The sequence below is a fragment of the Streptomyces sp. NPDC020958 genome (genome assembly GCF_055562175.1).
The window spans coordinates 345,652-370,466 of sequence record NZ_JBVHFU010000003.1 but is presented as its reverse complement, the minus strand read 5'-3'; the positions used below and the strand labels follow the sequence as shown (position 1 = coordinate 370,466).

27 protein-coding genes are annotated in these 24,815 nt (G+C 72.0%); 14 read left to right on the top strand and 13 right to left on the bottom strand.

What is annotated here, in order from left to right:
- The first annotated feature begins 19 nt into the window (after positions 1–19).
- A complete protein-coding gene (locus ACZ3KP_RS11915) occupies positions 20–436 on the top strand; it encodes a DUF742 domain-containing protein (RefSeq protein ID WP_358976133.1) in 417 nt (138 codons plus the stop codon).
- Positions 423–1,019, top strand: coding sequence for a GTP-binding protein (locus ACZ3KP_RS11910; RefSeq protein WP_351712294.1), 597 nt, complete (start codon positions 423–425; stop codon positions 1,017–1,019). The genes ACZ3KP_RS11915 and ACZ3KP_RS11910 overlap by 14 nt, the downstream gene beginning before the upstream one ends.
- 87 nt (positions 1,020–1,106) lie before the next feature.
- Here ACZ3KP_RS11910 and ACZ3KP_RS11905 read toward each other — a convergent pair whose 3' ends face one another.
- From ACZ3KP_RS11905 to ACZ3KP_RS11880, 6 genes are all read right to left on the bottom strand, one after another.
- Entirely contained in the window at positions 1,107–1,775 is a 669-nt protein-coding gene (locus ACZ3KP_RS11905; protein ID WP_358976127.1) for an ABC transporter permease, read from the bottom strand.
- Positions 1,772–2,422 carry an ABC transporter permease gene (locus ACZ3KP_RS11900; protein WP_358976124.1) on the bottom strand — a complete coding sequence of 217 codons (651 nt, stop codon included), beginning with the start codon at positions 2,420–2,422 and terminating at the stop codon, positions 1,772–1,774. Before ACZ3KP_RS11900 ends, ACZ3KP_RS11905 begins: the two co-directional genes overlap by 4 nt.
- On the bottom strand, positions 2,419–3,549 hold the full coding sequence (locus ACZ3KP_RS11895) for an ABC transporter ATP-binding protein (protein ID WP_467498590.1): 1,131 nt from the start codon (positions 3,547–3,549) through the stop codon (positions 2,419–2,421). Before ACZ3KP_RS11895 ends, ACZ3KP_RS11900 begins: the two co-directional genes overlap by 4 nt.
- A gap of 392 nt (positions 3,550–3,941) precedes the next feature.
- Positions 3,942–4,664, bottom strand: coding sequence for an FAD:protein FMN transferase (locus ACZ3KP_RS11890; protein WP_467498588.1), 723 nt, complete (start codon positions 4,662–4,664; stop codon positions 3,942–3,944).
- A 2-nt stretch (positions 4,665–4,666) separates the two neighbouring features.
- Positions 4,667–5,083 (bottom strand): FMN-binding protein, encoded by a 417-nt coding sequence (locus ACZ3KP_RS11885; RefSeq protein ID WP_467498586.1) that lies wholly within the window; start codon positions 5,081–5,083, stop codon positions 4,667–4,669.
- 10 nt (positions 5,084–5,093) lie between these two features.
- Positions 5,094–6,431, bottom strand: coding sequence for a ferredoxin reductase family protein (locus ACZ3KP_RS11880; protein ID WP_467498584.1), 1,338 nt, complete (start codon positions 6,429–6,431; stop codon positions 5,094–5,096).
- A gap of 151 nt (positions 6,432–6,582) precedes the next feature.
- Here ACZ3KP_RS11880 and ACZ3KP_RS11875 point away from each other — a divergent pair, with 151 nt between their 5' ends.
- Positions 6,583–7,278 carry a response regulator transcription factor gene (locus ACZ3KP_RS11875; protein WP_467498582.1) on the top strand — a complete coding sequence of 232 codons (696 nt, stop codon included), beginning with the start codon at positions 6,583–6,585 and terminating at the stop codon, positions 7,276–7,278.
- A complete protein-coding gene (locus ACZ3KP_RS11870) occupies positions 7,275–8,855 on the top strand; it encodes a sensor histidine kinase (RefSeq protein ID WP_467498580.1) in 1,581 nt (526 codons plus the stop codon). The genes ACZ3KP_RS11875 and ACZ3KP_RS11870 overlap by 4 nt, the downstream gene beginning before the upstream one ends.
- A gap of 311 nt (positions 8,856–9,166) precedes the next feature.
- On the opposite strand, the gene ACZ3KP_RS11865 is transcribed toward ACZ3KP_RS11870, so the two are convergent.
- The 5 genes from ACZ3KP_RS11865 to ACZ3KP_RS11845 all read right to left on the bottom strand — a co-directional run bounded on the left by ACZ3KP_RS11865 (position 9,167) and on the right by ACZ3KP_RS11845 (position 14,322).
- On the bottom strand, positions 9,167–10,771 hold the full coding sequence (locus tag ACZ3KP_RS11865; RefSeq protein WP_467498578.1) for an MFS transporter: 1,605 nt from the start codon (positions 10,769–10,771) through the stop codon (positions 9,167–9,169).
- A gap of 225 nt (positions 10,772–10,996) precedes the next feature.
- On the bottom strand, positions 10,997–11,404 hold the full coding sequence (msrB, locus tag ACZ3KP_RS11860) for a peptide-methionine (R)-S-oxide reductase MsrB (RefSeq protein ID WP_467498576.1): 408 nt from the start codon (positions 11,402–11,404) through the stop codon (positions 10,997–10,999).
- A gap of 13 nt (positions 11,405–11,417) precedes the next feature.
- Complete coding sequence (gene murC, locus ACZ3KP_RS11855; protein WP_467498574.1) at positions 11,418–12,806, bottom strand: UDP-N-acetylmuramate--L-alanine ligase; 1,389 nt, start codon at positions 12,804–12,806, stop codon at positions 11,418–11,420.
- Positions 12,807–12,894: 88 nt separating this feature from the next.
- Positions 12,895–13,350: an indole-3-glycerol phosphate synthase gene (locus tag ACZ3KP_RS11850; protein WP_366889189.1), complete on the bottom strand. Its 456-nt coding sequence runs from the start codon at positions 13,348–13,350 to the stop codon at positions 12,895–12,897.
- Positions 13,351–13,524: 174 nt separating this feature from the next.
- Complete coding sequence (locus ACZ3KP_RS11845) at positions 13,525–14,322, bottom strand: pyrimidine reductase family protein (protein ID WP_467498572.1); 798 nt, start codon at positions 14,320–14,322, stop codon at positions 13,525–13,527.
- Between the two features lie 37 nt (positions 14,323–14,359).
- Here ACZ3KP_RS11845 and zapE point away from each other — a divergent pair, with 37 nt between their 5' ends.
- The 7 genes from zapE (at position 14,360) to ACZ3KP_RS11810 (ending at position 20,884) form a co-directional block, all read left to right on the top strand.
- Positions 14,360–15,466 carry a cell division protein ZapE gene (zapE, locus tag ACZ3KP_RS11840; RefSeq protein ID WP_467498570.1) on the top strand — a complete coding sequence of 369 codons (1,107 nt, stop codon included), beginning with the start codon at positions 14,360–14,362 and terminating at the stop codon, positions 15,464–15,466.
- A gap of 153 nt (positions 15,467–15,619) precedes the next feature.
- Positions 15,620–16,015 carry a hypothetical protein gene (locus tag ACZ3KP_RS11835; RefSeq protein ID WP_467498568.1) on the top strand — a complete coding sequence of 132 codons (396 nt, stop codon included), beginning with the start codon at positions 15,620–15,622 and terminating at the stop codon, positions 16,013–16,015.
- Between the two features lie 89 nt (positions 16,016–16,104).
- Complete coding sequence (locus ACZ3KP_RS11830; protein ID WP_467498566.1) at positions 16,105–16,683, top strand: carbonic anhydrase; 579 nt, start codon at positions 16,105–16,107, stop codon at positions 16,681–16,683.
- 8 nt (positions 16,684–16,691) lie between these two features.
- Positions 16,692–18,167: a SulP family inorganic anion transporter gene (locus ACZ3KP_RS11825; RefSeq protein WP_467498564.1), complete on the top strand. Its 1,476-nt coding sequence runs from the start codon at positions 16,692–16,694 to the stop codon at positions 18,165–18,167.
- Positions 18,168–18,313: 146 nt separating this feature from the next.
- The gene (locus ACZ3KP_RS11820; RefSeq protein ID WP_467499239.1) at positions 18,314–19,249 is read left to right on the top strand and encodes a slipin family protein; all 936 of its coding nucleotides are present in this window, start codon (positions 18,314–18,316) and stop codon (positions 19,247–19,249) included.
- Entirely contained in the window at positions 19,242–19,949 is a 708-nt protein-coding gene (locus tag ACZ3KP_RS11815) for a polyphosphate kinase 2 family protein (protein ID WP_467499237.1), read from the top strand. Before ACZ3KP_RS11820 ends, ACZ3KP_RS11815 begins: the two co-directional genes overlap by 8 nt.
- An 86-nt stretch (positions 19,950–20,035) precedes the next feature.
- A complete protein-coding gene (locus ACZ3KP_RS11810; protein WP_467498562.1) occupies positions 20,036–20,884 on the top strand; it encodes a polysaccharide deacetylase family protein in 849 nt (282 codons plus the stop codon).
- Between the two features lie 297 nt (positions 20,885–21,181).
- On the opposite strand, the gene ACZ3KP_RS11805 is transcribed toward ACZ3KP_RS11810, so the two are convergent.
- Together ACZ3KP_RS11805 and ACZ3KP_RS11800 are read right to left on the bottom strand one after the other, a co-directional pair.
- Entirely contained in the window at positions 21,182–21,853 is a 672-nt protein-coding gene (locus ACZ3KP_RS11805) for a hypothetical protein (RefSeq protein ID WP_467498560.1), read from the bottom strand.
- Positions 21,850–22,473 carry an RNA polymerase sigma factor gene (locus ACZ3KP_RS11800; RefSeq protein WP_366889169.1) on the bottom strand — a complete coding sequence of 208 codons (624 nt, stop codon included), beginning with the start codon at positions 22,471–22,473 and terminating at the stop codon, positions 21,850–21,852. Before ACZ3KP_RS11800 ends, ACZ3KP_RS11805 begins: the two co-directional genes overlap by 4 nt.
- 493 nt (positions 22,474–22,966) lie before the next feature.
- On the opposite strand from ACZ3KP_RS11800, the gene ACZ3KP_RS11795 reads away from it, so the two are divergent.
- The 3 genes from ACZ3KP_RS11795 (at position 22,967) to ACZ3KP_RS11785 (ending at position 24,785) form a co-directional block, all read left to right on the top strand.
- Positions 22,967–23,152, top strand: coding sequence for a hypothetical protein (locus tag ACZ3KP_RS11795; RefSeq protein ID WP_467498558.1), 186 nt, complete (start codon positions 22,967–22,969; stop codon positions 23,150–23,152).
- Positions 23,153–23,195: 43 nt separating this feature from the next.
- Complete coding sequence (locus ACZ3KP_RS11790; RefSeq protein ID WP_358976057.1) at positions 23,196–23,888, top strand: peptidyl-tRNA hydrolase; 693 nt, start codon at positions 23,196–23,198, stop codon at positions 23,886–23,888.
- 105 nt (positions 23,889–23,993) lie between these two features.
- Positions 23,994–24,785, top strand: coding sequence for a DUF4142 domain-containing protein (locus ACZ3KP_RS11785; protein WP_467498556.1), 792 nt, complete (start codon positions 23,994–23,996; stop codon positions 24,783–24,785).
- Positions 24,786–24,815: the final 30 nt, after the last annotated feature.

Here is a 24,815-nt window from a genome sequence, read left to right as displayed (position 1 = left end):
GAGAGAGGAAGACACAGCCATGGCGGACGGCTCACCGCCCCCGGGCAGCGACCCGGTCGGCCCCGCCCCCGCCGTACGGCCGTTCCTGGTCACCGCCGGCCGGGTGGCGGACAGCGCCTCCGGACCGGCGATGCCCGTCGAGACCCAGGTGGTGGCCACCGCCGCCGGGCTCGCCGTGCTGGACCGGCTCTCCTTCGAGCAGCACGACATCATCGCGGCGTGCCGGCTTCCGCAGTCGCTCGCGGAACTGGCGGCCCGGCTGCGGCTGCACCTGAACGTGGTCCGGGTGCTGGCCGAAGATCTGCGCGAGGCCGGGCAACTGACGGTCCACGTGCCCGACTTCGAGGCCACCCACGACTCGTCCGTCCTGCGCAGGGTTATCGATGGCCTGCGGGCCATCCCCGACTCCCGAGGGGTACTCCGTGACACCGACTGACTCGCTGACCCGGGGCGCCGGGCGTACGGCCGTACGGCCGCCGCTGCCGGTGAAAATGGTCATCGCGGGCGGTTTCGGCGTGGGCAAGACCACCGCCGTCGGCTCGATCTCGGAGATCGAGCCGCTGACCACCGAAGCGTCGATCACCGAGGTCGCGGCGGGCGTGGACGACCTGTCGCTCACCCCGCGCAAGACGACCACGACCGTGGCGATGGACTTCGGCTGCATCACCATCGACCCGACGCTGAAGCTGTACCTGTTCGGCACGCCCGGGCAGGAACGGTTCGGCTTCATGTGGGACGACATCGTGGAGGGCGCGCTCGGCGGGCTCGTCATCGTTGACACGCGTCGCCTGGACGACTGCTACGCCGCGGTCGACTACTTCGAGCACAAGGGGATACCGTTCGCCGTCGCGATCAACGCGTTCGACGGGCGGGTGGAGCACACGCTGGACGAGGTGCGCTGGGCGCTGGATGTGGCCGAGGGGACTCCGCTGGTCGTCTTCGACGCGCGTGAACGGGGTTCGGTGCGCGACGCGCTGCTTGTCGTCCTGGAACTCGCGCTGGCACGGAATGGCGGGTAGTGCGGTGGGTGGGGAACTGTCCGCCGCGTGGGGCTGGTCGCGCCCACGCGGCGGAGCCGCCTAGTGACACAGTCCCGCGCCCCTGACCTAGTTGCTCCGCCGTACTCCCGGAGACACCGTCAGTCTCTGTACCGCCCAGAAGATGCCCAGCGTCGCCAGGGCCATCGCGGCCACCAGGGTGGCGCCGCCCACCACCTTCTCGTAGTTCTTCTGGTAGAGGCCGTCGATGATGTAGCGGCCCAGGCCGCCGAGGCTGATGTAGGCAGCGATCGTCGCCGTCGAGACTATCTGGATGGCCGCCGAGCGCAGGCCGCTGAGGATCAGGGGCAGCGCCACCGGGAGTTCGACCTGGAAGAGGATGCGGGGCTCGGTCATGCCCATGCCCCGGGCGGCGTCCACCGGGGACGGGTCGACCGAGCGGAGCGCCTCGTACGTCGTGACCAGGATCGGCGGTACCGCGAGGATCACCAGCGGGATCATCACCGGCAGCATGCCGAAGCCCAGCCAGATGAACATCAGGACCAGCAGGCCGAAGCTGGGCAGCGCGCGGCCGGCCGTGGCGATCAGGGCGAGGGTGTTGCCGCCGCGGCCGTAGTGGCCGGTGACCAGGCCGACGGGCAGGCCGATCAGGGCCGCGTAGGCGAGCGCCTCCAGGGAGTACTGGATGTGCTCCCACACGCGCGTGGGTATGCCGTCGTAGCCGTGCCAGTGCGAACTGTCGCTGAAGAAGGCGTGGATGAAGTTGAGGACGTTCACCGGGTGCTCTCCTTCGGCATCCAGGGCGTCAGCACACGGCGGACGAGGACGAGGAGCGCGTCGGCCAGGATCGCCAGCACGGCCGTCGTCACCACGGAGTTCACCGCCAGCTCGGGACGGTGGTAGGTGTTCGCGTCGTTGAGCAGGTTGCCGAGGGCACCCTGGTTGCCGATCAGCATGCCGACGCTGACCAGGGAGATGCTGGAGACCGTGGCGACGCGCAGGCCCGCGATGATGGCGGGGACCGCGATCGGCAACTGGACCTGGAAGTAACGGCGGACGGGCCCGAGGCCCATCGCGGTGGCGGCGGCGAGGGTCTCCTGCGGGACCGAGCGGACGCCGTCCACGATGGCCGGGACCAGGACCACCAGGCTGTACACCGCGAGCGGGATCATCACCGTGGTCTCGGTCTGGCCGGTGTAGTCGATGAGGATCACGAAGAAGGCCAGCGAGGGGATGGCGTACAGGATCGTGGTCACGCCCAGCACCGGCGGGTACAGCCAGCGGAAGCGCACGCAGAGCTGGGCGATGGGCAGGGACACCAGCAGACCGGCCAGGACCGGGATCAGGGCCTCGCGCAGGTGCAGGCCGATCAGCCCGAAGTAGGTGTTCTGGAGGTCGCTGGGGATGTCGAAGAAGCCGCTCATCCCCCGACCCTCGCGTCGTCGCGGCCCTCGGCGTGGGCGGTGCGGATCGCGGCTCCGATGACCTGCTGGGAGACGACGCCGACCGCGCGTCCCTCACCGTCCACCGCCACGGCCCAGCCGGTCGGCGAGAGCACCGAGCCGTCGAGCGCGGCGCGCAGCGAGTCCCGGCCCGGCAGGAAGGGCCGCCCGTACGACAGCAGTTGTGCCGGGTCGATCGAACCGGCGGTGAGGTCGCCCGGTTCGCCCCAGCCGAGCGGCCTGCCGTCCAGGTCCGTCACGAGGAGGTAGGGGACGTCGGCCGAGGCGCGGGCGCCGAGCCGGGCGGCGTCGGCGTCGATCGCGACGATCGGGGCCCGCTGCAACTCCAGCCCGGCGGACGGGAAGAAGGACAGCCGGCGGATGCCCCGGTCGGCGCCGAGGAAGTCCTCCACGAAGGCGTCGGCGGGGTCGGTGAGCAGTTCGGCGGGAGGCGCGTACTGGGCGAGATGACCGCCGGTGCGCATCACGGCGACCATGGTGCCGAGCTTGATCGCCTCGTCGATGTCATGGGTGACGAAGACGATGGTCTTGCCCAACTCGTCCTGGATGCGCAGCAGTTCGTCCTGAAGTCCCTTGCGGACCACGGGGTCGACGGCGGAGAACGGTTCGTCCATCAGGAGCACCGGCGGGTCGGCGGCCAGTGCCCGGGCCACGCCGACGCGCTGCTGCTGGCCGCCGGAGAGCTGGTACGGGTACCGCTTGGCGAGCGCCGAGTCCAGGCCCACCCGCTCCATCAGCTCGGCCGCCCGGGCGCGCGCCCTCTGCTTGGTCCAGCCGAGCAGCCGGGGCACGGTGGCGATGTTGTCGATGATGGTGCGGTGCTGGAAGAGACCGGCGTTCTGGATGACGTAACCCATGGACCGGCGCAGGGTGTTGACGGGCTGCGCGTGGATGTCGGCGCCGTCGAGGAGGATGCGGCCCTCGCTGGGCTCCACCATCCGGTTGATCATGCGCAGGGTCGTCGTCTTGCCGCAGCCCGAGGGTCCGACGAAGACGGTGATCGAGCGGTCCGGTATGTCCAGGGAGAGTCGGTCCACGGCGACCGTACCGTCCGGGTACCGCTTGGTGACTGAATCTATCCGTATCAAAGCGCCGAATACCCTTCGGGTTTGGCTGAGAATGCCCGATCTTCGACCACGGTCGCCGTGGCACAGGCCGTTGCCGACAGAGTTTAGACCGACAGTGTTTCAGGACTTTGGCGACTGACTCGTTGTCTTCAGTCTGTGATCTGCCGCCCGCCGTCAGCCACGCCGGATCGTGGCCGGGGCGCACCACCCCGTGCAGTGGCAGGGCGGCCGGACGGCGTGCGGGTCCGACAGCACGGACGGCCGCGCTGCCAGGCGCACGAACGGCCGCTCGACCCGGCGCAGGGCGGCGGCCTCGGCCAGGAAACGCTGGCTCCGGGCCAGGTCGCCGTCGTAGTCGGTCCGCTGGGCGCGGCGAGGCCCGGGGGCCGGCCGAAAGTCGCGGGCTCCGCGCCTCAGGTCGCGGTCGGCAGGCCCGGGGTTCGCAGCACGGCCCGCTCCGCGTCCACCACGAACACCTCGCAGCCCGGACGCCCGGCCGCCCACGCGGCGCCCTCCGCGCCCATCGCGAAGGCGGCCGTCGCCACGGAGTCGGCCTCCGTCAGGGTCGGCGCGACCACCGTGACACTGAGCAGCCCGGTCGCCGGGCGACCGGTACGGCCGTCCACGATGTGGTCGCCGCGCTCGTAGCGGGCGGAGGTGGCGACCGCGCGGTCGGTCAACTCCAGGACCGTGCACAGCCGGTCGGCGTGGTCGGGGTGCCGTACCCCCACCCGCCAGGGCCCGCCGGAGGCGACCACGTCTCCCCCGGCGTTCAGCACGAACCGCCGCGCCCCGGCCGCCGACAGCAGCTCCGCCGCCCGCTGCACGGACCAGCCCTTGACCACCGCGCACGGGTCGAGGCGCCGCCCCGGCAGCCGTACGTCGAACGCGCCGCCGGTCGCCAGCCGGTACTCCTCGCACAGCGCGAGCACCTCCGCGAGGTCCGGGGACACCGCCTCCTCGGCGATCTCTCCCCGGTCGAGCCGGCACACCTCGCTGTCCGGCCGGTACGGGCTGAACCGCTCGTCGACCTCGCGCAGCCAGCCGAAGACGGCGTCCGCGGCCGCCGCGAACTCCCCCTCGTCGTCGACGCGCAGGGACACCGGGAAGCCCATGACGTGTTCGACCCGGCGCATGATCAGCCCTTCGCGTCGATCGCGGCCTGGAGGGACTCCTTGTAGCCGTCACTCGTGATCGTCGCACCGGAGACGGTGTCGATGTCCGCGCTCTGCGCCTTCAGCGTCTCCGAGACCAGTACCGGCACCGCGGCCGTCGTCTGCGGGTGGTTCGGCTGCTGGAGCATCCTGACCGCGGTGATCCTGTCGCCGGAGAAGGTCACCTGGACCTGCACGGGACCCTTGTCGGTGGTGACGGTCGACCCCTTGACGACCGTGCCCGAGGCCGGGGTCGGGGCGGCGGACGAGGCCGTGGCGGCGGACGGGGTCGTGGCCGGTTCGGCGGTGGAGGCCGTCGTACCGCCGATCGACGGCTCGTAGCGCCAGACCGGGATCAGGCCGGCGATGCTCAGGGCGACGACAGGTATGGCTCGCTTCACGGTGTCCCTCTCATCCCGCCAGGCTGAAACGCTCGAAGTGGATCTGCGGCTTGGGCACGCCCAGGTCTCCCAGGCTGCGCAGCACCGCGTTCATCATCGGGGGCGGCCCGCACAGGAAGACGTCCCGGTCGGCGATGTCGGGCACCAGCCGGGCCAGTTCGCGCGCGGCCAGCTTGTCGGGCACCGGCGGGCCGGTGACCAGGTGGAGTTCGGCTCCCTTGGCGACGGCGAGGTCGCGGAGTTCGTCGTAGAGGACGGCGTCCCGGTCGGTGCCGACGCGGTAGATGACGACCGCGTGGCCCTCCAGGTCCTCCAGGAGCGCCCGGATCGGTGTGACGCCGACACCGCCCGCGATGAGCAGGGACTCGGTCTTCTGCCGGTGCAGGGTGGTGAACGCGCCGTACGGGCCCTCGGCGAAGACGCGCGTGCCGACCTTCAGGTGCCGCAGGGCGGCGCTGCCGTCACCGGCGGCCTTGGCGGTCAGGCGCAGGGTGCGGCCGTCGGGTGCGGCGGAGAGGGAGAAGGGGTTGGCCTGCCACCAGCGGTCCTTGGTCAGGAAACGCCAGAGGAAGAACTGGCCGGCCTGCGCGCCCAGCTTGTCGAGGTCACGGCCGGTGACGTGGACCGAGACGACGTTGTCCGACTCGGGAACGACCGCGCAGACCCGGAACTGGTGGCGTCGGTTGCGCCAGAGCGGGAGGACGAGACGGCCGAGGGCCACCGCGCCGAGCGCCACGCCCCACACGGCGTACCAGTACGCCGTCGCGGCGGACGACGCCGTGAAGGTCGTGCCGACCGCGACCTGGTGGCTGAAGGCGAGCACCACGGCCACGTACGTGTACAGGTGGATGAAGTGCCAGGTCTCGTAGGCGAGCCGGCGGCGGGCACCGCGGGCCGAGACGGCGCCCACGACGAGGATGACGCCGAGCGCGACGACGGCCCGCAGCACGCCCTCCGTGGTCCGGGCGAGGTCGAAGAGTTCGGTGACGGGGCCGACGCCCGCGCCGTCGGCGTAGCCGAAGCTGATGAAGACGGCGTGCGCGAGCAGCGTCCAGAGCAGGGCGAAGCCGGTCCAGCGGTGCCAGGACGTCAGCCGGTCCATGCCGATCCGGCGGTCCAGCCAGGGCAGCCGGGCCACCAGCACCAGCTGGAAGGCCATGACGAGGGCGCCGTACAGACCGAAGAGACGGCCGAGGACGATCAGGGCGTTGGAGGCGAAGCCGGCCTGGGCGAAGAAGTAGGCGACCACGGCCGCGTTCACGGCGAGCACGGCGTACAGGCCCGTACGGGCCACCACCCTGGGGCGTATCGCCGTGGGGGGCGCAGGGGGCGATTGGACGGTCGTCACGGGTCGGCAGCTCCTTGATCGGGTCCGGGGAGTCGAGCTTCCCCCGCGCGCGCTGTCGTTTTCCTGTCGGGCCGCTTTCAACTGGTTATCGATGTGTTCTCGGGGTGCGCACGGGTCTGGCGTCCGCCGCCGCGTACCGCAGTATGAGCGGGTGGAAAAAGTACGACTCCTCGTCGTGGACGACGACCCGCCGATCGCCGACCTCGTCGCGACGGTCGCGCGGTACGAGGGCTGGGACGCGGTCACCGCGTACAGCGGTGAGGACGCGCTGACCCGGGCCGCCGAGTTCCGGCCGGACATCGTCGTGCTCGACCTGATGCTGCCGGACCTCGACGGCTTCGGCGTGCTGGACCGGCTGCGGACCTCCGGGACGATGGTGCCGGTGGTGTTCCTCACGGCCCGCGACGGGGTCGCCGACCGGGTCGCCGGGCTCACCCGGGGCGGCGACGACTACCTGGTCAAGCCGTTCGCGGTGGAGGAGCTGATGGCCCGGCTGCGGACCGTGCTGCGGCGCAGCGCCGGCCCCGGCTTCCAGCGCTCGGTGCTCCGGGTCTCGGATCTGACGATGGACGAGGACACCCGCGAGGTCCGCCGCGGCGACCGCCTGCTCTCCCTGACCCCCACCGAGTTCGAGGTGCTGCGCTATCTGATGCGCAAGTCGCCGACGGTCCTCACCAAGGCGCAGATCCTCGACCACGTGTGGGAGTACGGCTTCGGCGGCCGGTCGAACGTGGTGGAGCTGGTCGTCAGCAGGCTGCGCCGCAAGATGGACGAGTCGGGCGGGGAGTCCCTGATCCACACCGCGCGCGGCTTCGGGTACGTCATACGGCAACAGGCGGCGGAGTGATCGGCCGACTGCTGCGCTCGTACCGGAGCACCCGGCTCGGCACCCGGCTGGCGCTCGGGCTCGGCGCGCTGGCCCTGGTGGTGTTCGCAGTCGTCGGCACGGCCCTGACCACCTACATGCGGGACTACCTGTCGGCCCAGCTCGACGACCAGCTGGGGCTCGCCCAGACCGCCCAGTCGAAGAGCATCGAGCAGAACGGCTCCCTCCAGGGCAAGAAGTACTACCGCTGGTACTACGCCGTGTACGACGTCTCGAACGGCGTCCCGGTGCTGCGCAAGCCCGAGGAGGCGGGTGACCTGCCCGCGGACATCGACGACCTCACCTCCGTCGCGAAGGCGCAGATCGCCGCGGGCACCGAGGTGCTGCGCACCGAGAACCTGACCGGGGAGGGCGAGTACCGGCTGCGCGGCTGCGCGGTGGAGCCGGGGGTGGTGCTGGTCAGCGGCGCCCCCATGGACAGCATCGACGACACCGTTCGGCAGCTGGTCACCGTCCAGGTCGTCGCCTTCGGGCTGGCCCTGCTGGCGCTGGTGGTGTTCGGCCGCCGGCTGCTGCGCAACGGTCTGGAGCCGCTGAGCGACATGGCACAGACCGCGCACGGCATCGCCTCGCACAACCTGACGGAGTCCGCGGCCCGGCTGCCGCTGCGCGCGGCCAAGCGGGGCGGCGGGCCGGAGGTCGAGGAACTGCGCACCGCGTTCAACACGATGCTCGAACACATCGACCACTCGCTCACCGTGCGCGCCGAGGCCGAGCAGCGGCTGCGCCGCTTCGTCGCGGACGCCTCGCACGAGCTGCGCACCCCGCTGATGTCGGTACGCGGCTACGCGGACCTGTTCCAGTACGCCGCCGCCAACCAGCCCGAGGAACGCGACAGGCACCTGGCCCGGCTGCGCGCCGAGGCGGCCCGGATGGGGGTCCTCCTCGACGACCTGCTGCTCCTCGCGCGCCTGGACGCCGCCGAGGTGGAGACTCCGCTGCGGGTGGAGGACACCGATCTGGTGGAGCTGGTCCGGGAGGCCGCGGACGCCTTCCGCGCGGCCCGCGCCGGTCATCCGCTGACGGTGACCGTGGGCCCCGAGCCGGTCCCGCTCCGCATCGACCCGGTCCGGATCCGCCAGGTGCTGGACAACCTGCTCACCAACGCGGCCGTCCACACGCCCGCCGGGACCCCGGTGTCCGTGACGGTCGAGGTCGCCGACGGCTGTGCTTCGGTACGCGTCACCGACCAGGGCCCCGGTATCCCGGCCGCCGACCGCGCCCGGGTCTTCGACCGCTTCTACCGCGTCGACAAGGCACGCAGCCGCGACCGCGGCGGCAGCGGGCTGGGGCTGTCGGTGGCGCGTGCGCTGGTGGAGGCCCACGGGGGGACGATCACCCTGGACGAGGGGCGGGAGCGGACGACGGTGTTCACCCTGACGCTCCCCCTCGCCGCACCACCGCCCGGGGAGACGCCGCCGACCACGTCCTCCCGGGGGACGGCACCGAGCACCGCACGGAAAGGCACACAGCCGAGAACCACCGACCCGCCAAGGCCGACCCCACACAGCCCCCCAGCCTCCGGAGCCCCGGCATAGCCCCCCGGTGACCCACCGCGACCGCCCGTCCCGACACCTGAACGGGCAGCACCACCGAAGCCGCCCGCCGAAGGCCCGGCGTGGCCCCCGCCGACCGGACGGGCTGACCGTGCAGGCCGGCGACTTCTGAAGCTCCGGTAGGGCCCCCGCCGACCGGCAGCGGCCGGCCGTCACGGTTCGCCTCCACTCTGGCGTTCCGGAATGCGGATCCGCAGCCCTGTGCCGATGGTCGGGTGTGCACCGGACGGCGGTTCGTCGGTGGCGGCGGGTGCGGACCGCTGCCCGGCGTCGGGCGGGCGGCCGCCGCCGTGTCAGTTCTCCGTGGTTCGTTCCTCCGCCGCGATGCCGACCAGGGCCGTCTCCTCGGCCTTGCCCCGCAGGGCGACCACGCTGAGGAGGCAGCAGACCAGGGCCGCGACGCCGCAGACGACGTACCCGACGGCGTAGCCGTTGCCGAGGGCCTCCAGGGCGACGGGGGCCGCGCCGCCGGGCGGGGAGGACGGGGGTACCGAGTTGACGGCGAGCGGTCCGCCCTCGGCCGCGACCTGCCCCGCCGCGGCCTTGACCTGCTCGCCGAGGCCGGATCCGGCGAGCTTGCGGGTGAACTCGTCGGCGGCGCGGCTCAGGGCGATCGCGCCGATGACGGCCGGGCCGAGGGTGAACCCGAAGTCCCGCAGCAGACTGGTCGACGCGCTGGCCATGCCCGCGTAGTGGACCTCGACCGTGTTGACGGCGGTCGCGGTGATGGAGGACACCGTCAGCGCGAAGCCGATGCCGACCAGCCCGATGGGCAGGATCAGCGAGGTCAGCGCGCGGTCGTGGACCGAGAGGGTGGCGGCGACGAAGTCCCCGGCCGCCATCAGCGCGAGCCCCGCCCCCAGCACCCAGCGCGCGCTGACCTTCTCCAGGAGCCGGGAGATCAGCGGCAGCAACAGCAGCGTCCACGCGTTGAGCAGGATGAACGCGAACGAGCCGCGCAGCGGGCTCTGGTGCTGGATCGGCCCGAGCCGGATGCTGGTCGCGTAGGCCGTCCCGAGGTAGCTGAACATGCCGACGACGGCGACGAACGAGGCGACCGCGAAGGCCCGGTTGCGGAACAGGTCGAGGCGCAGGAGCGGCGCGGCGGCCCGGCTCTCGGCGACGAGGAAGAGGGCGATGAAGACCGCCGCGACCCCGTACGCGATCACCACCGGGGTCGCGGTCCAGCCGTCGGAGGGGCCCTGGATCACCGCGTACAGCAGGGCGAACATGCCGATGCCGATGGTGATCTGGCCCCCGAGGTCGAGGGAGCGGCCCTCCGGAGCACTGGAGTTCTGCGCCAGCAGCCCGCTGAGCAGGGTGCTGACCAGGGCGAGCCCGGTGACGACGACGAAGGCCCAGCGCCAGGAGCCGTAGTTGCCGGTGATGCCGCCGAGGACGGGTGCGATGAACCCGCCGCTGGACAGGGCGGCGGCCCAGACCGTGATCGTACGGGCGCGGTCCCGGGCGGTGTGGGTGCCGGCGGCGATCACGGCGAGCGACGTCGGGAAGAGCGCGGCCGCGCCGAGACCGGCGATGGCCTGGCCCACCCAGAGCATGTGGATGCCGGTGCTCGCGGCGGCCAGCGCCTCGCCTACGACGAGCAGCGCGCCGCCGCCGACCAGCAGCCGCTTGCGGCCGAAGAGGTCGCCGAGGACGCCGAAGGTCAGCTCCAGCACGGTCACGGGCAACAGGAAGGCGTCCGAGATCCAGGTCAGCTGGGAGCCGACGGGGTGCAGGTCCTCCTGGAACAGTCCGTTCAGGGTGGCCGGCATGGCGAGGGCGATCTGTGCCAGGCAGACCGCGAAGCAGCCGGCGACAAGGGTGCCGACGGGCAGCGGGCCGGACGGTCCGCGCAGGGTCGCGGGGTCGGACGGCGAACGCGTTTCAGTGGACACGGGTACTCCCCTTCGAGCGGTGCGGGGGATGCGGCGGGCGCGGGGACGCGACAGGGACGCGGGGCGGTGCCGCCGGGAACGCGTTGAATGTAGGGCAGTTTTTTCACGTCGGTCAATACATTGCACAATGTCGATCGACGTCGAACCGCCGCTCACCGGACGCACGAGAACACCCCGCCGCCCTGAGGGGCGGCGGGGTGTGGACGAGCGGAAGGGGCGGCGGCGTCAGCTCTCGTCGGCGGTCAGCCGCAGCGAGATCGAGTTGATGCAGTACCGCTGGTCGGTCGGGGTGGCGTAGCCCTCGCCCTCGAAGACGTGGCCGAGGTGGGAGCCGCAGCGGGCGCAGCGCACCTCGGTGCGGACCATCCCGTGCGAACGGTCCTCGATCAGCTCGACCGCGTCGGAGTCCTTCGGGTCGTAGAAGGACGGCCAGCCGCAGTGCGACTCGAACTTCGTGCCGGAGGTGAAGAGTTCGGCACCGCAGGCGCGACAGGAGTACACGCCCTTGGTCTTGGTGTTGGTGTACTCACCGGTGAAGGCCGGCTCGGTCGCCGCCTGGCGCAGCACGGCGTACTCGGCCGGTCCCAGCTCCGCGCGCCACTGCTCGTCCGACTTCTCGACGTCGTACGACATGAGTCTCAGCCCCTTACTTCGCCAGGCGTTCCAGGATCCTCGGGCCCAGGTCGGTCACGTCGCCCGCGCCCATGGTGAGAACCAGATCACCGGGCTTGGTCATTCCCGCGACCACGGCGGGGACCTCGTCCTTGTCGTGCACCGCGGTGACGTCGGCGCCCGCGGCCCGCGCCGCCTCGATGATCAGCTCGCTGGTCACCCCGGGGATCGGATCCTCGCGGGCCGGGTAGATGTCCAGGACCACCGAGGCGTCCGCGAGGGCCAGCGCCTCACCCATCTCCTTGCCCAGCTCCTGGGTGCGGGAGAACAGGTGCGGCTGGAACACGACCAGGATCCGGGAGTCCCCGGCGGCGCCGCGCATCGCCTCCAGGTCGGCGGTCATCTCGGTCGGGTGGTGGGCGTAGGAGTCGATCACCTGGACTCCGGCCGCCTCGCCCTTGAGCTGGAGGCGCCGCTTGACCCCGGTGTACGCGGCGAGGGCGGGCGCGAGTTCGGCGGCCGGGACGCCCAGGGCCACGCCCGCGGCGAGCGCGGCGACCGCGTTGTGCGCGTAGTGCCGGCCCGGCACGGAGACCGCGAAGGTCAGCTCGGCCCCGTCGAGCAGGACGGTGACCTCGCTCCTCAGACCCTGCGGTACGACCGAGAGCACCCGTACGTCGGCGTCCGCGGCCTCGCCGTACGTCACCGTCCGCACCGTGCCGGCCAACCGCCGGGTCAGCTCCCGGGCGCCCTCGTGGTCGGCGTTGATCACCAGCGTGCCGCCGGGCACGATCCGGCCCGCGAAGGTCTCGAAGGACTCGTAGATCTCGTCCATCGAGGCGTAGTTGGCGTGGTGGTCCAGCTCCACGTTGAGGACGATCGCGACCTCGGGCGCGTACTTGTGGAAACTGCGGTCCGATTCGTCCGCCTCGGCGACGAAGATCTCACCCGCTCCGTGCAGGGCGTTGGAACCGGGGGCGTCCAGGTCGCCGCCGATGGCGTACGACGGCTCGCGCCCCAGCTCGCTCAGCGACACCGCCAGCATCGAGGTGGTCGTGGTCTTGCCGTGGGTACCGGCGACCGCGATCGGGCGCAGCCCCTCCATCAGGGCGGCCAGCGCGTCCGAGCGGTGCACCACCGGGATGCCGAGCTCGGCCGCGCGGGCCAGCTCCGGGTTGTCCTCGCGGATCGCCGACGACACGACGACGCAACTGGCGTCGTCGGCGAGGTGTCCGGCCGCGTGCCCGATGTGCACGGTGGCACCGAGCGCCCGCAGCGCCTCTGCGGTGGCCGACTCCTTGGCGTCGCTGCCGGCCACCCGGGCCCCGCGCTGGGCGAGGATCTTGGCGATCCCCGACATCCCGGCGCCGCCGATGCCGATGAAGTGCGGTCGGTCCATGGCGGACGGAAGCCCGGGTGCCATGTGTTTCTCCCCAGAGACGATGACGTGCGAAAGCCTGCCTAGCCTATGTGCTGAGGCGTGGGCGCCCCGACAGGAGCGCGGCGAACCCCTACGCCTTGCTGTGCGAGAACAGCTTCAGCACCGGCACCCCCACCTTGTGCCGGGCCCGCGACGCCCAGTCTCTGTGGAAGAACTCCTCCACGTAGTGCGGATCGGTCAGCACGATCACCTCGTCGGCACCCACCTCTTCCACCAGCTTGCGCAGCGCGTCCAGCGGATGGTCCTCGACCATCCGCCCCTCCGCCGTGCTCCCGGCCGCCCGCAGGGCCGTCAGCGACACGGCCAGCGCCTGCTCGGCAGGCCCCTTCGCCGCGTCCCCCTCCGGGGTCTCCCGCTCACGGGCGGCCTCGTCGAGTTCGCCGAGCGCGATGTCGTCGATGGCCCGCAGCAGGCGGTCCGCCTGGTCGCCGCGCGGCTGGAGCAGCACGTGGAAGGCGACCTGCTCGTCCCCGTGCAAGGTGGTGACGAACTCCACGTCGGCTGACGTCAGGGCCTTCTCGATCATCAGAACGCTTGTGAACACCTGGCGCCTCTTCTCCTTGGAGGGCTGTTCCGACCCTCTGTCCTGCGTGGGGCCGAGCAACCCCCTGCGGAAACCATCCTGCCCCGTGATCGCAGGGGTACTGCCGGATTCAGTGTGCCTGCCGAAAGCTAAGCGGAACGGAATATTCCGGTGGTGTCAGGACCGGCGGTACCGGCCGAACAGGAATCCGGCCTCCTCCAGCAGGGACACCAGTTCGAAGCGATGCGGGACGGCGACGCCGGGTCCTCCCGCGATCCGCTGCGCCCCGCCCGCCGTGAGCATGGGCGAGACCGTCAGGCACAGCTCGTCGAGGACCCCCGCGGCGATGAACTGGCCCAGCAGCCGGGGGCCGCCCTCGGTGAGCAGCCTGGTGTGGCCGAGGTCGGCGAGGGCGCGCACCGCGCGGGCCGGGTCGACGCCCATGCCGTCGCCCGCGGTCACCACCCTGGCACCGGCCTTCTCCGCGGTGACCACCCGGTCGGGGGCGGCCGCCGCGCCGGTCAGGATCAGCGTGGGCACGAGGGGCGAGGTGAACAGCGGGAGCGAGAAGTCGAGGTCGAGGCTCGCGGTGACCACCGCGACCGCGGCCGCCTCCGACTGCCCGGCCGCGGCGCGGGCCCCCGCGAACTCCGCACGCGCGCGTACCGGCCGGTACTCCTCCTGCCGTACCGTTTCCGCACCCACCACCACGACATCCGCGAGCCCTCGCAGGGTGCCGAAGATCCGCATGTCGGCCGCGCCGGAGATGGGCTGCGACCGTCCGTCGTGCTGGCCCGCCCCGTCGAGGGTGGACACCATGTTGGCCCGCAGCCACGCCTGGCGTCCGGCGGACTCGGGGTAGGCATAGGCGAGGGCCAGCTCGGCGAGACTCCACTCCCCCTCGCGCTGCCCTCCGGCCGTGCCGCCGGAGGCCTGGGCTGCTGTCTCTTCGGTCACAGGGAACAGGCGTCGCATGCCGTGCAGTGTGGCACGGCAACTAGCATGGGTGACCGTGTCGTCTTCTCCCGCCGCTTCCGAGGCCAGCCCCATAGCCGATGCGGGGCCGCTGTCGCTGTGCGCCCGCGCGCCGCACGTCCCCGCGGACCGGCTGGTCGCCGAGATGGTGCCGCCGCCCCGCTTCGACTCGGTCCGCTTCGCCACCTACCTCCCGGACCCGAACCAGCCGAGCCAGACCGAGGCCGTGCGCGTCCTCGAAGGCTTCGCGGCCGGTCTCGGCGGGGCGCACGCGGCCGGCGGCGGCAGGCGCGGCTTCCTCGGCCTCGGGAAGGCCAGGGCGGCGAAGGCGCCCGCCGGGCCCCGCGGGGTCTACCTCGACGGCGGCTACGGCGTCGGCAAGACCCACCTGCTCGCCTCCCTGTGGCACGCCACCCCGGCGGAGCCCGCGCTGAAGGCGTTCGGCACCTTCGTGGAGCTGACCAACCTGGTGGGCGCCCTCGGCTTCCAGCAGACCGTGGCGACCCTGTCCGGCCACCGCCTGCTGTGCATCGACGAGTTCGAGCTGGACGACCCCGGCGACACGGTCCTGGTGTCGAGCCTGCTCGCACGGCTCGTCGAGGCCGGGGTCGCGCTCGCGGCCACCTCCAACACCCTGCCGGGCAAGCTCGGCGAGGGCAGGTTCGCGGCCGTGGACTTCCTGCGCGAGATCCAGGGCCTGTCCGCCCACTTCCGCACGCTGCGCATCGACGGCGAGGACTACCGCCACCGGGGCCTGCCCGAGGCGCCGGCGCCGTACTCCGACGAGCAGGTGACCAAGGCCGCGTACGCCACGCCGGGCGCGTCCCTCGACGACTTCCCGCACCTGCTCGACCACCTGGCCAAGGTGCACCCCAGCCGGTACGGCGCGCTGACCGACGGCCTCACGGCGGTCTGCCTGACCGACGTGCGGCCGGTGCCGGACCAGTCGACCGCGCTGCGGCTCGTGGTCCTCGCGGACCGGCTCTACGACCGCGAGGTCCCGGTCCTGGCCTCCGGGCTGCCCTTCGACAGGCTGTTCAGCGAGGAGATGCTGAACGGCGGTTACCGCAAGAAGTACTTCCGCGCGATATCCCGGCTCACCGCGCTCGCCCGGGACGCCAAGGGACTGGTGTCAAGAGCCTGATCAGGCCACGCCACCGGCGCTTTTCACGCTGTCTTCGGCACGCAACACGGAGTTAACCCAGCAAACGGCTCCGCTGGGTTAACGTGTTTCTTGACCAACCGTTGACCTGTGCTTGGTGCACACAAGAGGTGTGAACTGCCGCGAAGGGGGCCCATGTTCCGAGGTACGACGGCCCGGACCGTGATCTCGCTCCTGGCCGCCGCCCTGCTCGCCGTCCAGTTCTTCGCCCCCACGGCAACCTTCGCAACCGCGCACACACTCAGTCACGTCGAGGCCAAGGCCCAGCCCGGATCCCATCCCCCGGCGAAGGCGGTGCGCGAAGGGTCGGGCACCCTCCGTGACCCCGGACTGTGCGGCGAGCCGCCCGGTCCCCCGCAGAGTGCCGACCGCCACCGCACCACCACCGCCGGCTGGGCCGACGACCGTCAGGCCGCCCCCCGGCACACCGAGGCCATACGCGCCTCGACGGCCCCCTCGGCCGAGCACCGACGCGCGTCCAGAGCCTCCAGAGCCCACTCACCGGCCACGCTCCAGGTCTTCCGCTGCTGAGAGGCGGGTTCCGTCTCGGCTCACCCCCCCCACAACCGTCGTGCAAGCCCGACGCGCCGTTCCGGCGCGCCAGGAGGAGTCCACACACCATGCAGCCCCTCATCGACAACGCCCGTACGTTCGGACAGCGCCCTGAGGAGTTCGCCCAGCTCGCGGCTGGCCAGTCCCCACAGGTGCTGTTCATCACCTGCTCCGACTCCCGGGTCGTCCCGGCCCTGATCACCGGCGCCCGCCCGGGCGAGCTCTTCGAGCTGCGCACCGCGGGCAACATCGTCCCGCCGTACGCCTCGGAGCACCCCACCAGCGAGGCGGCCACCATCGAGTACGCCGTGGAGGTGCTCGGCGTCCGCGACATCGTCGTCTGCGGGCACTCGCACTGCGGCGCCGTCGGCGCGCTGGTGCGCGGCGACGACCTGACCGCCGTACCCGCCGTCCGGGACTGGCTGGCCAGCGCCGAGCCGCGGCCGAGCGGGGCGGCCGAGGACCCGGCCGTCGCCGAGGGCGTGCAGAACCACGTGCTCGCCCAGCTGCTGCGGCTGCGGTCGTACCCGTTCATCGACCGGAAGCTGACGGAGGGCGCACTGACCCTGCGCGGCTGGTACTACGAGGTCCACACCGGTGCCGTGCTCGAACACCGCGCCGGGACCGACACGTTCGAGGCCCTGTGAGCGCCGCGATGACCAAGTTCCCTTACATACGCCAGGACTTCGCCGCCTCCCTCGTCGTCTTCCTGGTCGCGCTCCCGCTGTGCGTGGGCGTGGCCGTGGCCTCCGGCGTCCCGGCCGAACTGGGCCTGGTCACCGGCATCGTGGGCGGTGTCGTCACCGGGATGCTGCGGGGCAGCAGCCTTCAGGTGTCGGGGCCGGCCGCCGGTATGACCGTGCTCGTCTTCGAGGCGGTGCAGGAGTTCGGGCTGCCGGTGCTCGGTGTGATCGTGCTGGTCACCGGGGTCCTCCAGATCGCCATGGGGGTCCTCGGGCTGGGGCGCTACTTCCGGGCCATCTCCCTCTCGGTCGTCGAGGGCATGCTGGCCGGTATCGGCCTGGTGCTGATCGCCGGACAGCTGTACCCGGCGCTCGCCGCCAAGGCACCCGACTCGGGCCTCGGCAAGATTGCCGGGCTGCCCGAGGCGTTCCTGGACGCCCTCGGGGACGGCGGGGCGCTGGCCTCGCTCGCCCTCTACGCGGGCACCGTGGCGGTCCTCGTCCTGTGGAAGCACGCGCCGGCGGCGGTGCGTACGGTCCCCGGACCGCTGGCCGCCGTCGGCCTCGCCACCCTGGCGGCGCTCCTCCTCGGCCTGCCGGTCGCCACCGTCGAGGTGCAGGGGCTGCTGGATTCCGTCCAGCCGCCGCCGCTGAGCGCCTTCGGCGAACTGGCGGGCCCCGGGGTGATCGGCACGATCGTCGCGTTCACCCTGATCGCGTCGGCCGAGTCGCTGTTCAGCGCGGCGGCCGTGGACCGGCTGCACGACGGTCCCCGGACCCAGTACGACCGGGAACTGGTCGCCCAGGGCGCGGGCAACGCGCTGTGCGGGGTGCTCGGCGCGCTGCCGATGACCGCGGTGATCGTGCGCAGCGCGGCCAACGTCCAGGCGGGCGCCCGCACCAAGGCGTCCCGGGTGCTGCACGGCGTCTGGCTGCTGCTGTTCGCGGCGCTGCTGCCCGGCGCCCTGGCCTACATCCCGATCCCGGCACTGGCCGGGATCCTGGTCTACTCGGGCGCCAAGCTGATCCCCGTGCGCTCACTGGCCGCGCTCTGGCGCGAGCACCGGGGCGAGGCGCTGATCCTGGTGGTCACGGCGGTGTCGATCGTCGCGGTCAGCATGTTCGAGGGCGTGCTGATCGGTCTGGCGCTGTCGATCGTGAAGACCGCCTGGGAGGCGTCGCACCTCAAGCTGGAGGTGGTCGACAAGGGCGCCGGACCCATCGACGCCCACCTGTCGGGCAACGCGACCTTCCTGCGGCTGCCGAAGATCCTCGACAGCCTGGAGGCGCTGCCGCAGGACCGCCCGATCCGGGTGGACCTGTCGGGGCTGCACCACCTCGACCACGCCTGCCGGACCGCGCTGGAGAGCTGGGCCGAGCGGCACAGCGACGCCGGCACGGAACCGGTGCGCGTGACCGCCGAACCCGTCAAGGTCACGGCCGCCTGAACCGGTGGCCACCCCCGGGCCGGGGGTGCCGACGCCCCTCGGCACCCCCGGCCCGGACCCGTTCCCGGCGGCCGTGGCCCCGAGCCACCCGCCGGGCATATCGTTACAGCATCAGACATATCGGACCTCTCTCCCTGGGGGCCGTGATGGTTCAGGAGCTGCTGGTCGCGGTGGTGACGGCGCTGTGCGTCGGCGCGCTCTACCTGGTCGCCGGCGCGCGGGTCGTCAAGCAGTACGAGCGGGGTGTGCTGTTCCGGCTGGGCCGGGTCTCCGGTGAGGTACGGGAGCCCGGCTTCAACCTGGTGATCCCGGTCGTGGACCGGCTGTACAAGGTCAACATGCAGATCGTGACGCTGCCGGTCCCCGCCCAGGAGGGCATCACCCGCGACAACGTCACCGTGCGCGTGGACGCGGTCGTCTACTTCCGGGTGGTCGACGCGGTGAGCGCGCTGGTCAAGGTCGAGGACTACAAGTTCGCCGTCTCGCAGATGGCCCAGACCTCGCTGCGGTCCATCATCGGCAAGAGCGACCTGGACGATCTGCTCTCCAACCGGGAGAAGCTCAACCAGGGCCTGGAGCTGATGATCGACAGCCCGGCCGTGGGCTGGGGGGTGCAGGTGGACCGGGTCGAGATCAAGGACGTGTCACTGCCGGACGCCATGAAGCGCTCGATGGCCCGGCAGGCCGAGGCCGACCGGGAGCGCCGCGCCCGGATCATCAACGCGGACGCGGAACTCCAGGCGTCGAGGAAGCTGGCCGAGGCGGCCGAGCAGATGGCCGGCACCCCGTCGGCCCTGCAGCTGCGCCTGTTGCAGACGATCGTGGCGGTGGCCGCCGAGAAGAACTCCACCCTGGTGCTGCCCTTCCCGGTGGAGCTGCTGCGGTTCCTGGAGAGGGCCCAGCAGCCGGCGCCGAACGGCGCCGCCCCGTCCGGGTTCGCCGCGTCGGGGTACCCGGGCCGCCCCGACCCGCCGATCGAAAGGCGCTCCCGTGGCGAGGAACCACCCGGACGACCCGAAGCGTCCGAAACACTCGACGGACTCGACGCACCGGAACGACGACAGGAACGGCACCCTGCGTGACCTGCTCCGGCTCCCGGTGGGCGAGCGTCCGGAGTTGCTCGCCCACCCGGCCGACGCGACGCCCGGCGGCCCCGGCGGCCCCGGCGGCCCCGGCGGCAGGAGCGCGGGGCACGCGGCGGCCGACGCGCTGGGCAAGCGGCTGGCCGGCCTCCAGGAGCGGCCGCACGCGGCGGCCACGGCAGGCGACCGGCGGCGGGTCCTGCTGGCGCTCCAGGGCATGGACACCAGCGGCAAGGGCGGCACGGTCAAACACGTCGTCCGCCACTTCAACCCGGCGGGCTGCCGCGTCCGCGGCTTCAAGGCCCCCACCGGGGAGGAACGCGGCCACGACTTCCTCCGGCGGATCCGCAAGGCGCTGCCCGAACCCGGCGAGATCGGCGTCTTCGACCGCTCGCACTACGAGGACGTCCTGGTCGCCCGGGTCCGGGAGCTGGCCCCGAGCTCCGAGATCGAGGGCTCCGGCGACATCGAGGACCGCGCGCTGTGGCCGGCGTACCAGAAGGCGTACGAGATCGCGCTGGAGCGCTGCTCGACGGCGGCCACGCCGTGGTATCCGGTCCCGGCCGACCACAAGTGGTACCGCAACTGGGCGATCGGCCGGCTCCTCCTGGAGCATCTGGAGGTGCTCGACCCGCCGCGGTACCCGAAGCCGGACTTCGACGTGGCGGCGTGCCGGGAGCGGCTGCTGAACGCACCCTGACCCCTGCTGTGCCGGACGGCCGCCGCCCGGGTGATCCGGCGCCGCGCCGACCGAGAAAATCGGACATTCCGCCCTAGGTTCGTAGGGTGATCAGACTAGTACGCCGTATTGCCGGTACGACCGCCGTCTGCGCCCTGGGAGCCGCCCTCGCCGCCTGTGGCTCTGCCCAGGCACCACCGGCCGGACACCCGGCCCCCGCGAAGCCCGCTCCCGCCGCCAAGCCGCCCACCCTCCCCGCGGGCGCGGGCGGCGCGGCCCCCGTGTTCACGAACGGCCCCCGCACCCTGGGGAAGACCGTCGCCCTCACCTTCGACGCCGACATGACCGCCGACGAGGGGCCGCGGGCCGCGGCGGGCGAGCACTTCGACAATCCGGCGCTGATCGCGACCCTGCGCCGGCTGAGGGTGCCGGCCACCGTCTTCATGACCGGCCGCTGGGCCGAGCAGTACCCGGACCAGGCCCGCTCCCTCGGCCGCGACCCCCGGTTCGAGGTGGCCAACCACTCCTACAGCCACTACGCGTTCACCGGTGACTGCTACGGCCTGCCGACCGTCCCCGCCGACGGGATGACGTCGGACGTGCAGCGCGCCTACGCGGCGCTGGTCAAGGCGGGCGTGCCGCACCCGATGCCGTACTTCCGTTTCCCCGGCGGCTGTTACGACCGGCAGGCGCTGCGCGCGGTCGGCCGGCTCGGGGTCACCGCCGTGCAGTGGGACGTGGTGAGCGGGGACGCGTTCGCGACGGACGCGGACGCGGTCACGAAGCAGGTGCTGGACGGTGTGAAGCCGGGTTCCGTGGTCGTCATGCACTGCACCCGCAGCGCCGCCCCCACCACCGAGCAGGTGGTGCGCGACGTCGTGCCCGAGCTGCGCAAGCGGGGCTTCCGGTTCGTGAAGGTGTCCGAGCTGATCGGGCAGACGCCCGGTCACCGGTGACCGTCCTTGAAAAGAAGGGGGTCACGGGCGAGGAAGCCCCATCGCCTTGGCACCGTGGGGGCGGGCGGCCTGCTGGAGCGCTTCCGTATCGCTCGCCCTGCGAACAGAGATCACAGGGTGCGTCGCCGTGATCTGCCGGGGCGGAACACAGCAGGGGTTGGGACACGGCAGGAAGACCACCACACCGACGAGGTCGAGTTCGCACAGGTGTGGGCGGGGGCTGAGGTGCATGGAAGGCGTCCCTTTCGTATGGCGTCGTGGCGGGGAGTCCACCCGGCCGGTGCCTGTCGGCCTGGTTCAGCGGTCGGCGGCGAACTCCTGCAGCCGGTCGACCAGTTGGCGGTCGGGCCGGGCGACGATGACGGAGCGGCCGGGAGTACGTGCGGCGAGCCGGTCGACTTCGTGCTCGAGGCGGCAGGTGGGGGCCAGGGCGGTGGAGCCGTTGGTGCGGACATAGCGGGCGAACAGTTCGAGCCCTTCGAGGAACGCGGCGTCGGGCGGTGCGGTGTCGGCCATGGAGTGGGTGAGCTGGTGGAACCAGTGCTGGGCCCGCTTGGATTCACCGAGGGCCAGGTGGTGCAGGTGCAGGCAGTAGGCGGCGGCGCGACTGCCGGCGCCGGCCGCGAGCTGCCACCAGAACTGGGCCGACTCGGGGTGGCGGGTGAGGTAGAGCAGGCAGGCGAAGGCGAGGGCGCCGTCGACGTCCAGGTGTTCCTCCGTCAGCGGTCCGCGGTCGGGGCCTTCGGCGATCTTGGCGACGTGGTCGGCGACGGCTGGTTCGTTGAGCACCCACCGGCACACCACGCCCAGGCGCTGGCCGGCTTGCGCGGCGCGGGCGATGTCTGTGGTCGGGGTGCGCCGGCGGGCGTCGGTGGCGAGCCGGCGAAGGCCTGCGGCGACGTCGAACCGCCGTGGGGCTGTGGCGGGCAGCCGGACCTCGTTCAGCAGGGCCTCGAGTGTGGTGGTCACGGTCGTTCCCCCTTCGGGTGGGGCCTTTTCCGTTCGTCGGGCAGGCCGAGTTTGACGCGCAGGCGTTCCTTGCCCCGGCGCAGGTGGTGGCCGACGGTGCGTTCGTCGATGCCGACGTACCAGGCGACCTTGGCGGTGGGGTAGCCGAGGATGTAGCGCAGCACGATCACCTCGAACTGGCGGTTGGGCAGTTCCGCGATCGCCTCGTACAGGCCGCTGGTCGACTCCATTTTCTGTAGCTTCTCCCGGGCCGTGGCGAGCGCCGGGGCCAGCGCCTGGGCTATGGGCCCGTTGATGACGAACGCCGGCGCGCGGCCCTCGCGGTCGAGGCGGTCGTGCACGGCCCGCCGCATGATCGCCCAGGCGCCCTGCTCCAGCGAGCCCGAGCTCAGCAGTTCCGTCCAGCCCGCGTGGATCTGGAGGAACACCTCGTGTATGACCTCTTCGGCCACCTCGCGGGTCCCGAAGTGGACTTCCGCGTAGGCGTGGAACGGCTCCTGGTGCCCGAGGTAGAAGGCCTCGAAGTCCAGCGGCAGGTCCAGCGGCAGGAACATGGACTGAGACAGTCCGGAACGCGGCTCGGCGTCCGGAGCGCCCTCTGGGGCGTCGTCGTGACTCACGCAGGCCTCCCGGCGGCACGGCACATGGGCAGGCTTTTCCTCTCCATTGAGGGTCGGCTGGGACCGGCGCAACTCGTGCGCGCCGACGGCCCGTTGGGCCTGAGACCTACCTAAGTGGTTCATGCGGCTGATCACTCATGCACACCTCGGGAAAATCACCGGAGGGGGCGGTCGGGGGTGTGCTGCAATTTTCAACAAGCACTGCTAGTCACCGTCGGTGTCCTTCTGACCAGGCCCGACCCGACCGAAGAGGGAGGCGAACAGCCGTACGTTTCCCGAAAGTGTTCTGCATCACACCAGGTCCATCACCCGGCGCACGCCCCGCGCACAGGGGGCGCATATTCCTTGCGCACCCCCACGCTTCACTAGGAGTGACGGCCTACCGCAGGGGCTTCGCCGATGACGCGGCCCGCCCACGCCGGAGCGGCCACACGTCCAGGCCGTTGCTGGCGCAAAGAGCGGGTGATGGCGCGGCGCTGTCTACGCTGGAGGCATGAGCGACGACGGCGACTACTGCACCATCACCGGGACCGCGCGGCCGCCGAAGGCCGACGGGCCGCCGTACGCCGAGTGTGTGCTGTGCCAGGAGCCGACCGAGCACCCGGAGTCGTACAAGGGGGTCACGCTGTGCCCCCGGTGCGAGTGGCAGGAGGCGCAGCGGACCGCCTGTTCGGGGTGAACGGCGGGACCGGGGGCGGTGGGCGCCCCGTAGGGTTGGTGCGGTGAGCGCTCCTTTCCAGGTCCCGGCCGACAGCCGGGACGAGGCACCCCAGTTCGTCCTGCCCCTTGTCGTACGGCTGGAGAAGTCGGCTCCTCCCGGCCGTACCGACGCCCTGGAGACGGCCGCCAGGGCCGTGCTGACCCTGCTGAGCGACGAGCGTGCCCTCGGGGACGGGGAGTGGGCGCAGGCCGTCCGGGACTGGGAGGACGCCCGGATCCGCAAGGTCGTGCGGCGGGCCCGGGGAGCCGAGTGGCGGCGTGCCGAGGGGCTGCCCGGGATCACCCTGACCGGGAAGTCCGCCGAGGTACGGGTGTTCCCGCCGGTCCCCCTGGACGGATGGCCCAAGGACCTGGCGAAGTTGCAGGTGTCCGGCACCGAACTGGAGGACCCCGAGCCGCCCGCCGGCGCCGACCGGTCCGCGCCCGTGCTGTGGCTGAACCCGGAGCTGGAGATGTCGGCCGGGAAGGCGATGGCGCAGGCCGGGCACGGTGCCCAACTGGCCTGGTGGGCACTGCCCGAGGAGGAGCGGCGGGCCTGGCGGGACGCCGGTCTCCCGCTCGCCGTGCGGACCGCCGAGCCGGCCGAGTGGCGCGAACTGACCGCGAGCGGGCTGCCGTTGGTGCGGGACGCCGGGTTCACCGAGATCGCGCCGGGCAGTTGCACGGTGGTCGCGGACCATCCGGCACTACGCTGAGCTGGGAATTTTTAACTCCCCTGACAAACTTTGCCGTTTGTTTGAACACCGTCGCGGACCCGACCGTACGTCCTGGCACTGAACCAGCGACACGGGGAGGAATCCTTGCGGCGTTCGAACGGAACGGCCCTCATTCTGGCGGCACTCGCCGGAACCGTCGGCGCGCTCGTGTACCCCGTGTGGTCGTACGGCGACCGGACCGGCACCGGGCAGGCCAACGTGGCGGCGGGGACCGTCAACACGGAGTGGGGTCCGCTCACGGCCGCCGACCGCGACCTGATCGTGCGGGTCCGGCTGGCCGGGCTGTGGGAGCTGCCGGCCGGCCAGCAGGCCGTCGAGCGGGCGCCCAGCCCGGCGATCCGGGAGGCCGGTGACCACCTGATCGTCGGCCACACCGACCTGGACAGACGGGTGCGGATCGTCGCCGCCAAGCTCGGCGTCGAGCTGCCGAACGTGCCCAACGAACAGCAGCAGGGCTGGCTCCAGGAGATGTCGGCGGCGACCGGTGAGGAGTACGAGTACAAGTTCGTGAACCTGCTGCGGGCCGCGCACGGCAAGATCTTCCCGGCGATCGGGACCGTGCGGAACACCACCCGCAACAGTCTGGTGCGGCAGCTGGCCTCCGACACCAACCAGACCGTCCTCGACCACATCACGATCCTGGAGAAGACCGGCAAGGTCGACTTCGAGGCCAACGCGAACGACGTCGCCAACGCGACCACGGCCAGCCCCACCGGCCCCGCCGTACCCGCACCGGGGGTGCCGGTGCCCTCCGCGCCGGCCGCGCGGGCCAGCGGGAACGTAGGGACCACGTCCAAGCCCTCGCCCGGCGCGCCGGGCACGGTGAACACCGGGCGCCCCGACCCGGAGGACCCGGTGGGCGGGGTCGGCCAGTAGCCCCTCGACTCCCCGGAGCGCGACCGGCGA

Coding starts and splice junctions, on each gene's coding strand:
- murC (WP_467498574.1), bottom strand. CDS start 12,806: ATGGCACCCGGGCTTCCGTCCGCCATGGACCGACCGCACTTCATCGGC.
- ACZ3KP_RS11845 (WP_467498572.1), bottom strand. CDS start 14,322: ATGCGACGCCTGTTCCCTGTGACCGAAGAGACAGCAGCCCAGGCCTCC.
- ACZ3KP_RS11830 (WP_467498566.1), top strand. CDS start 16,105: ATGCAGCCCCTCATCGACAACGCCCGTACGTTCGGACAGCGCCCTGAG.
- ACZ3KP_RS11835 (WP_467498568.1), top strand. CDS start 15,620: ATGTTCCGAGGTACGACGGCCCGGACCGTGATCTCGCTCCTGGCCGCC.
- ACZ3KP_RS11820 (WP_467499239.1), top strand. CDS start 18,314: ATGGTTCAGGAGCTGCTGGTCGCGGTGGTGACGGCGCTGTGCGTCGGC.
- ACZ3KP_RS11825 (WP_467498564.1), top strand. CDS start 16,692: ATGACCAAGTTCCCTTACATACGCCAGGACTTCGCCGCCTCCCTCGTC.
- ACZ3KP_RS11850 (WP_366889189.1), bottom strand. CDS start 13,350: ATGATCGAGAAGGCCCTGACGTCAGCCGACGTGGAGTTCGTCACCACC.
- ACZ3KP_RS11900 (WP_358976124.1), bottom strand. CDS start 2,422: ATGAGCGGCTTCTTCGACATCCCCAGCGACCTCCAGAACACCTACTTC.
- ACZ3KP_RS11795 (WP_467498558.1), top strand. CDS start 22,967: ATGAGCGACGACGGCGACTACTGCACCATCACCGGGACCGCGCGGCCG.
- msrB (WP_467498576.1), bottom strand. CDS start 11,404: ATGTCGTACGACGTCGAGAAGTCGGACGAGCAGTGGCGCGCGGAGCTG.
- ACZ3KP_RS11890 (WP_467498588.1), bottom strand. CDS start 4,664: ATGCGCCGGGTCGAACACGTCATGGGCTTCCCGGTGTCCCTGCGCGTC.
- ACZ3KP_RS11915 (WP_358976133.1), top strand. CDS start 20: ATGGCGGACGGCTCACCGCCCCCGGGCAGCGACCCGGTCGGCCCCGCC.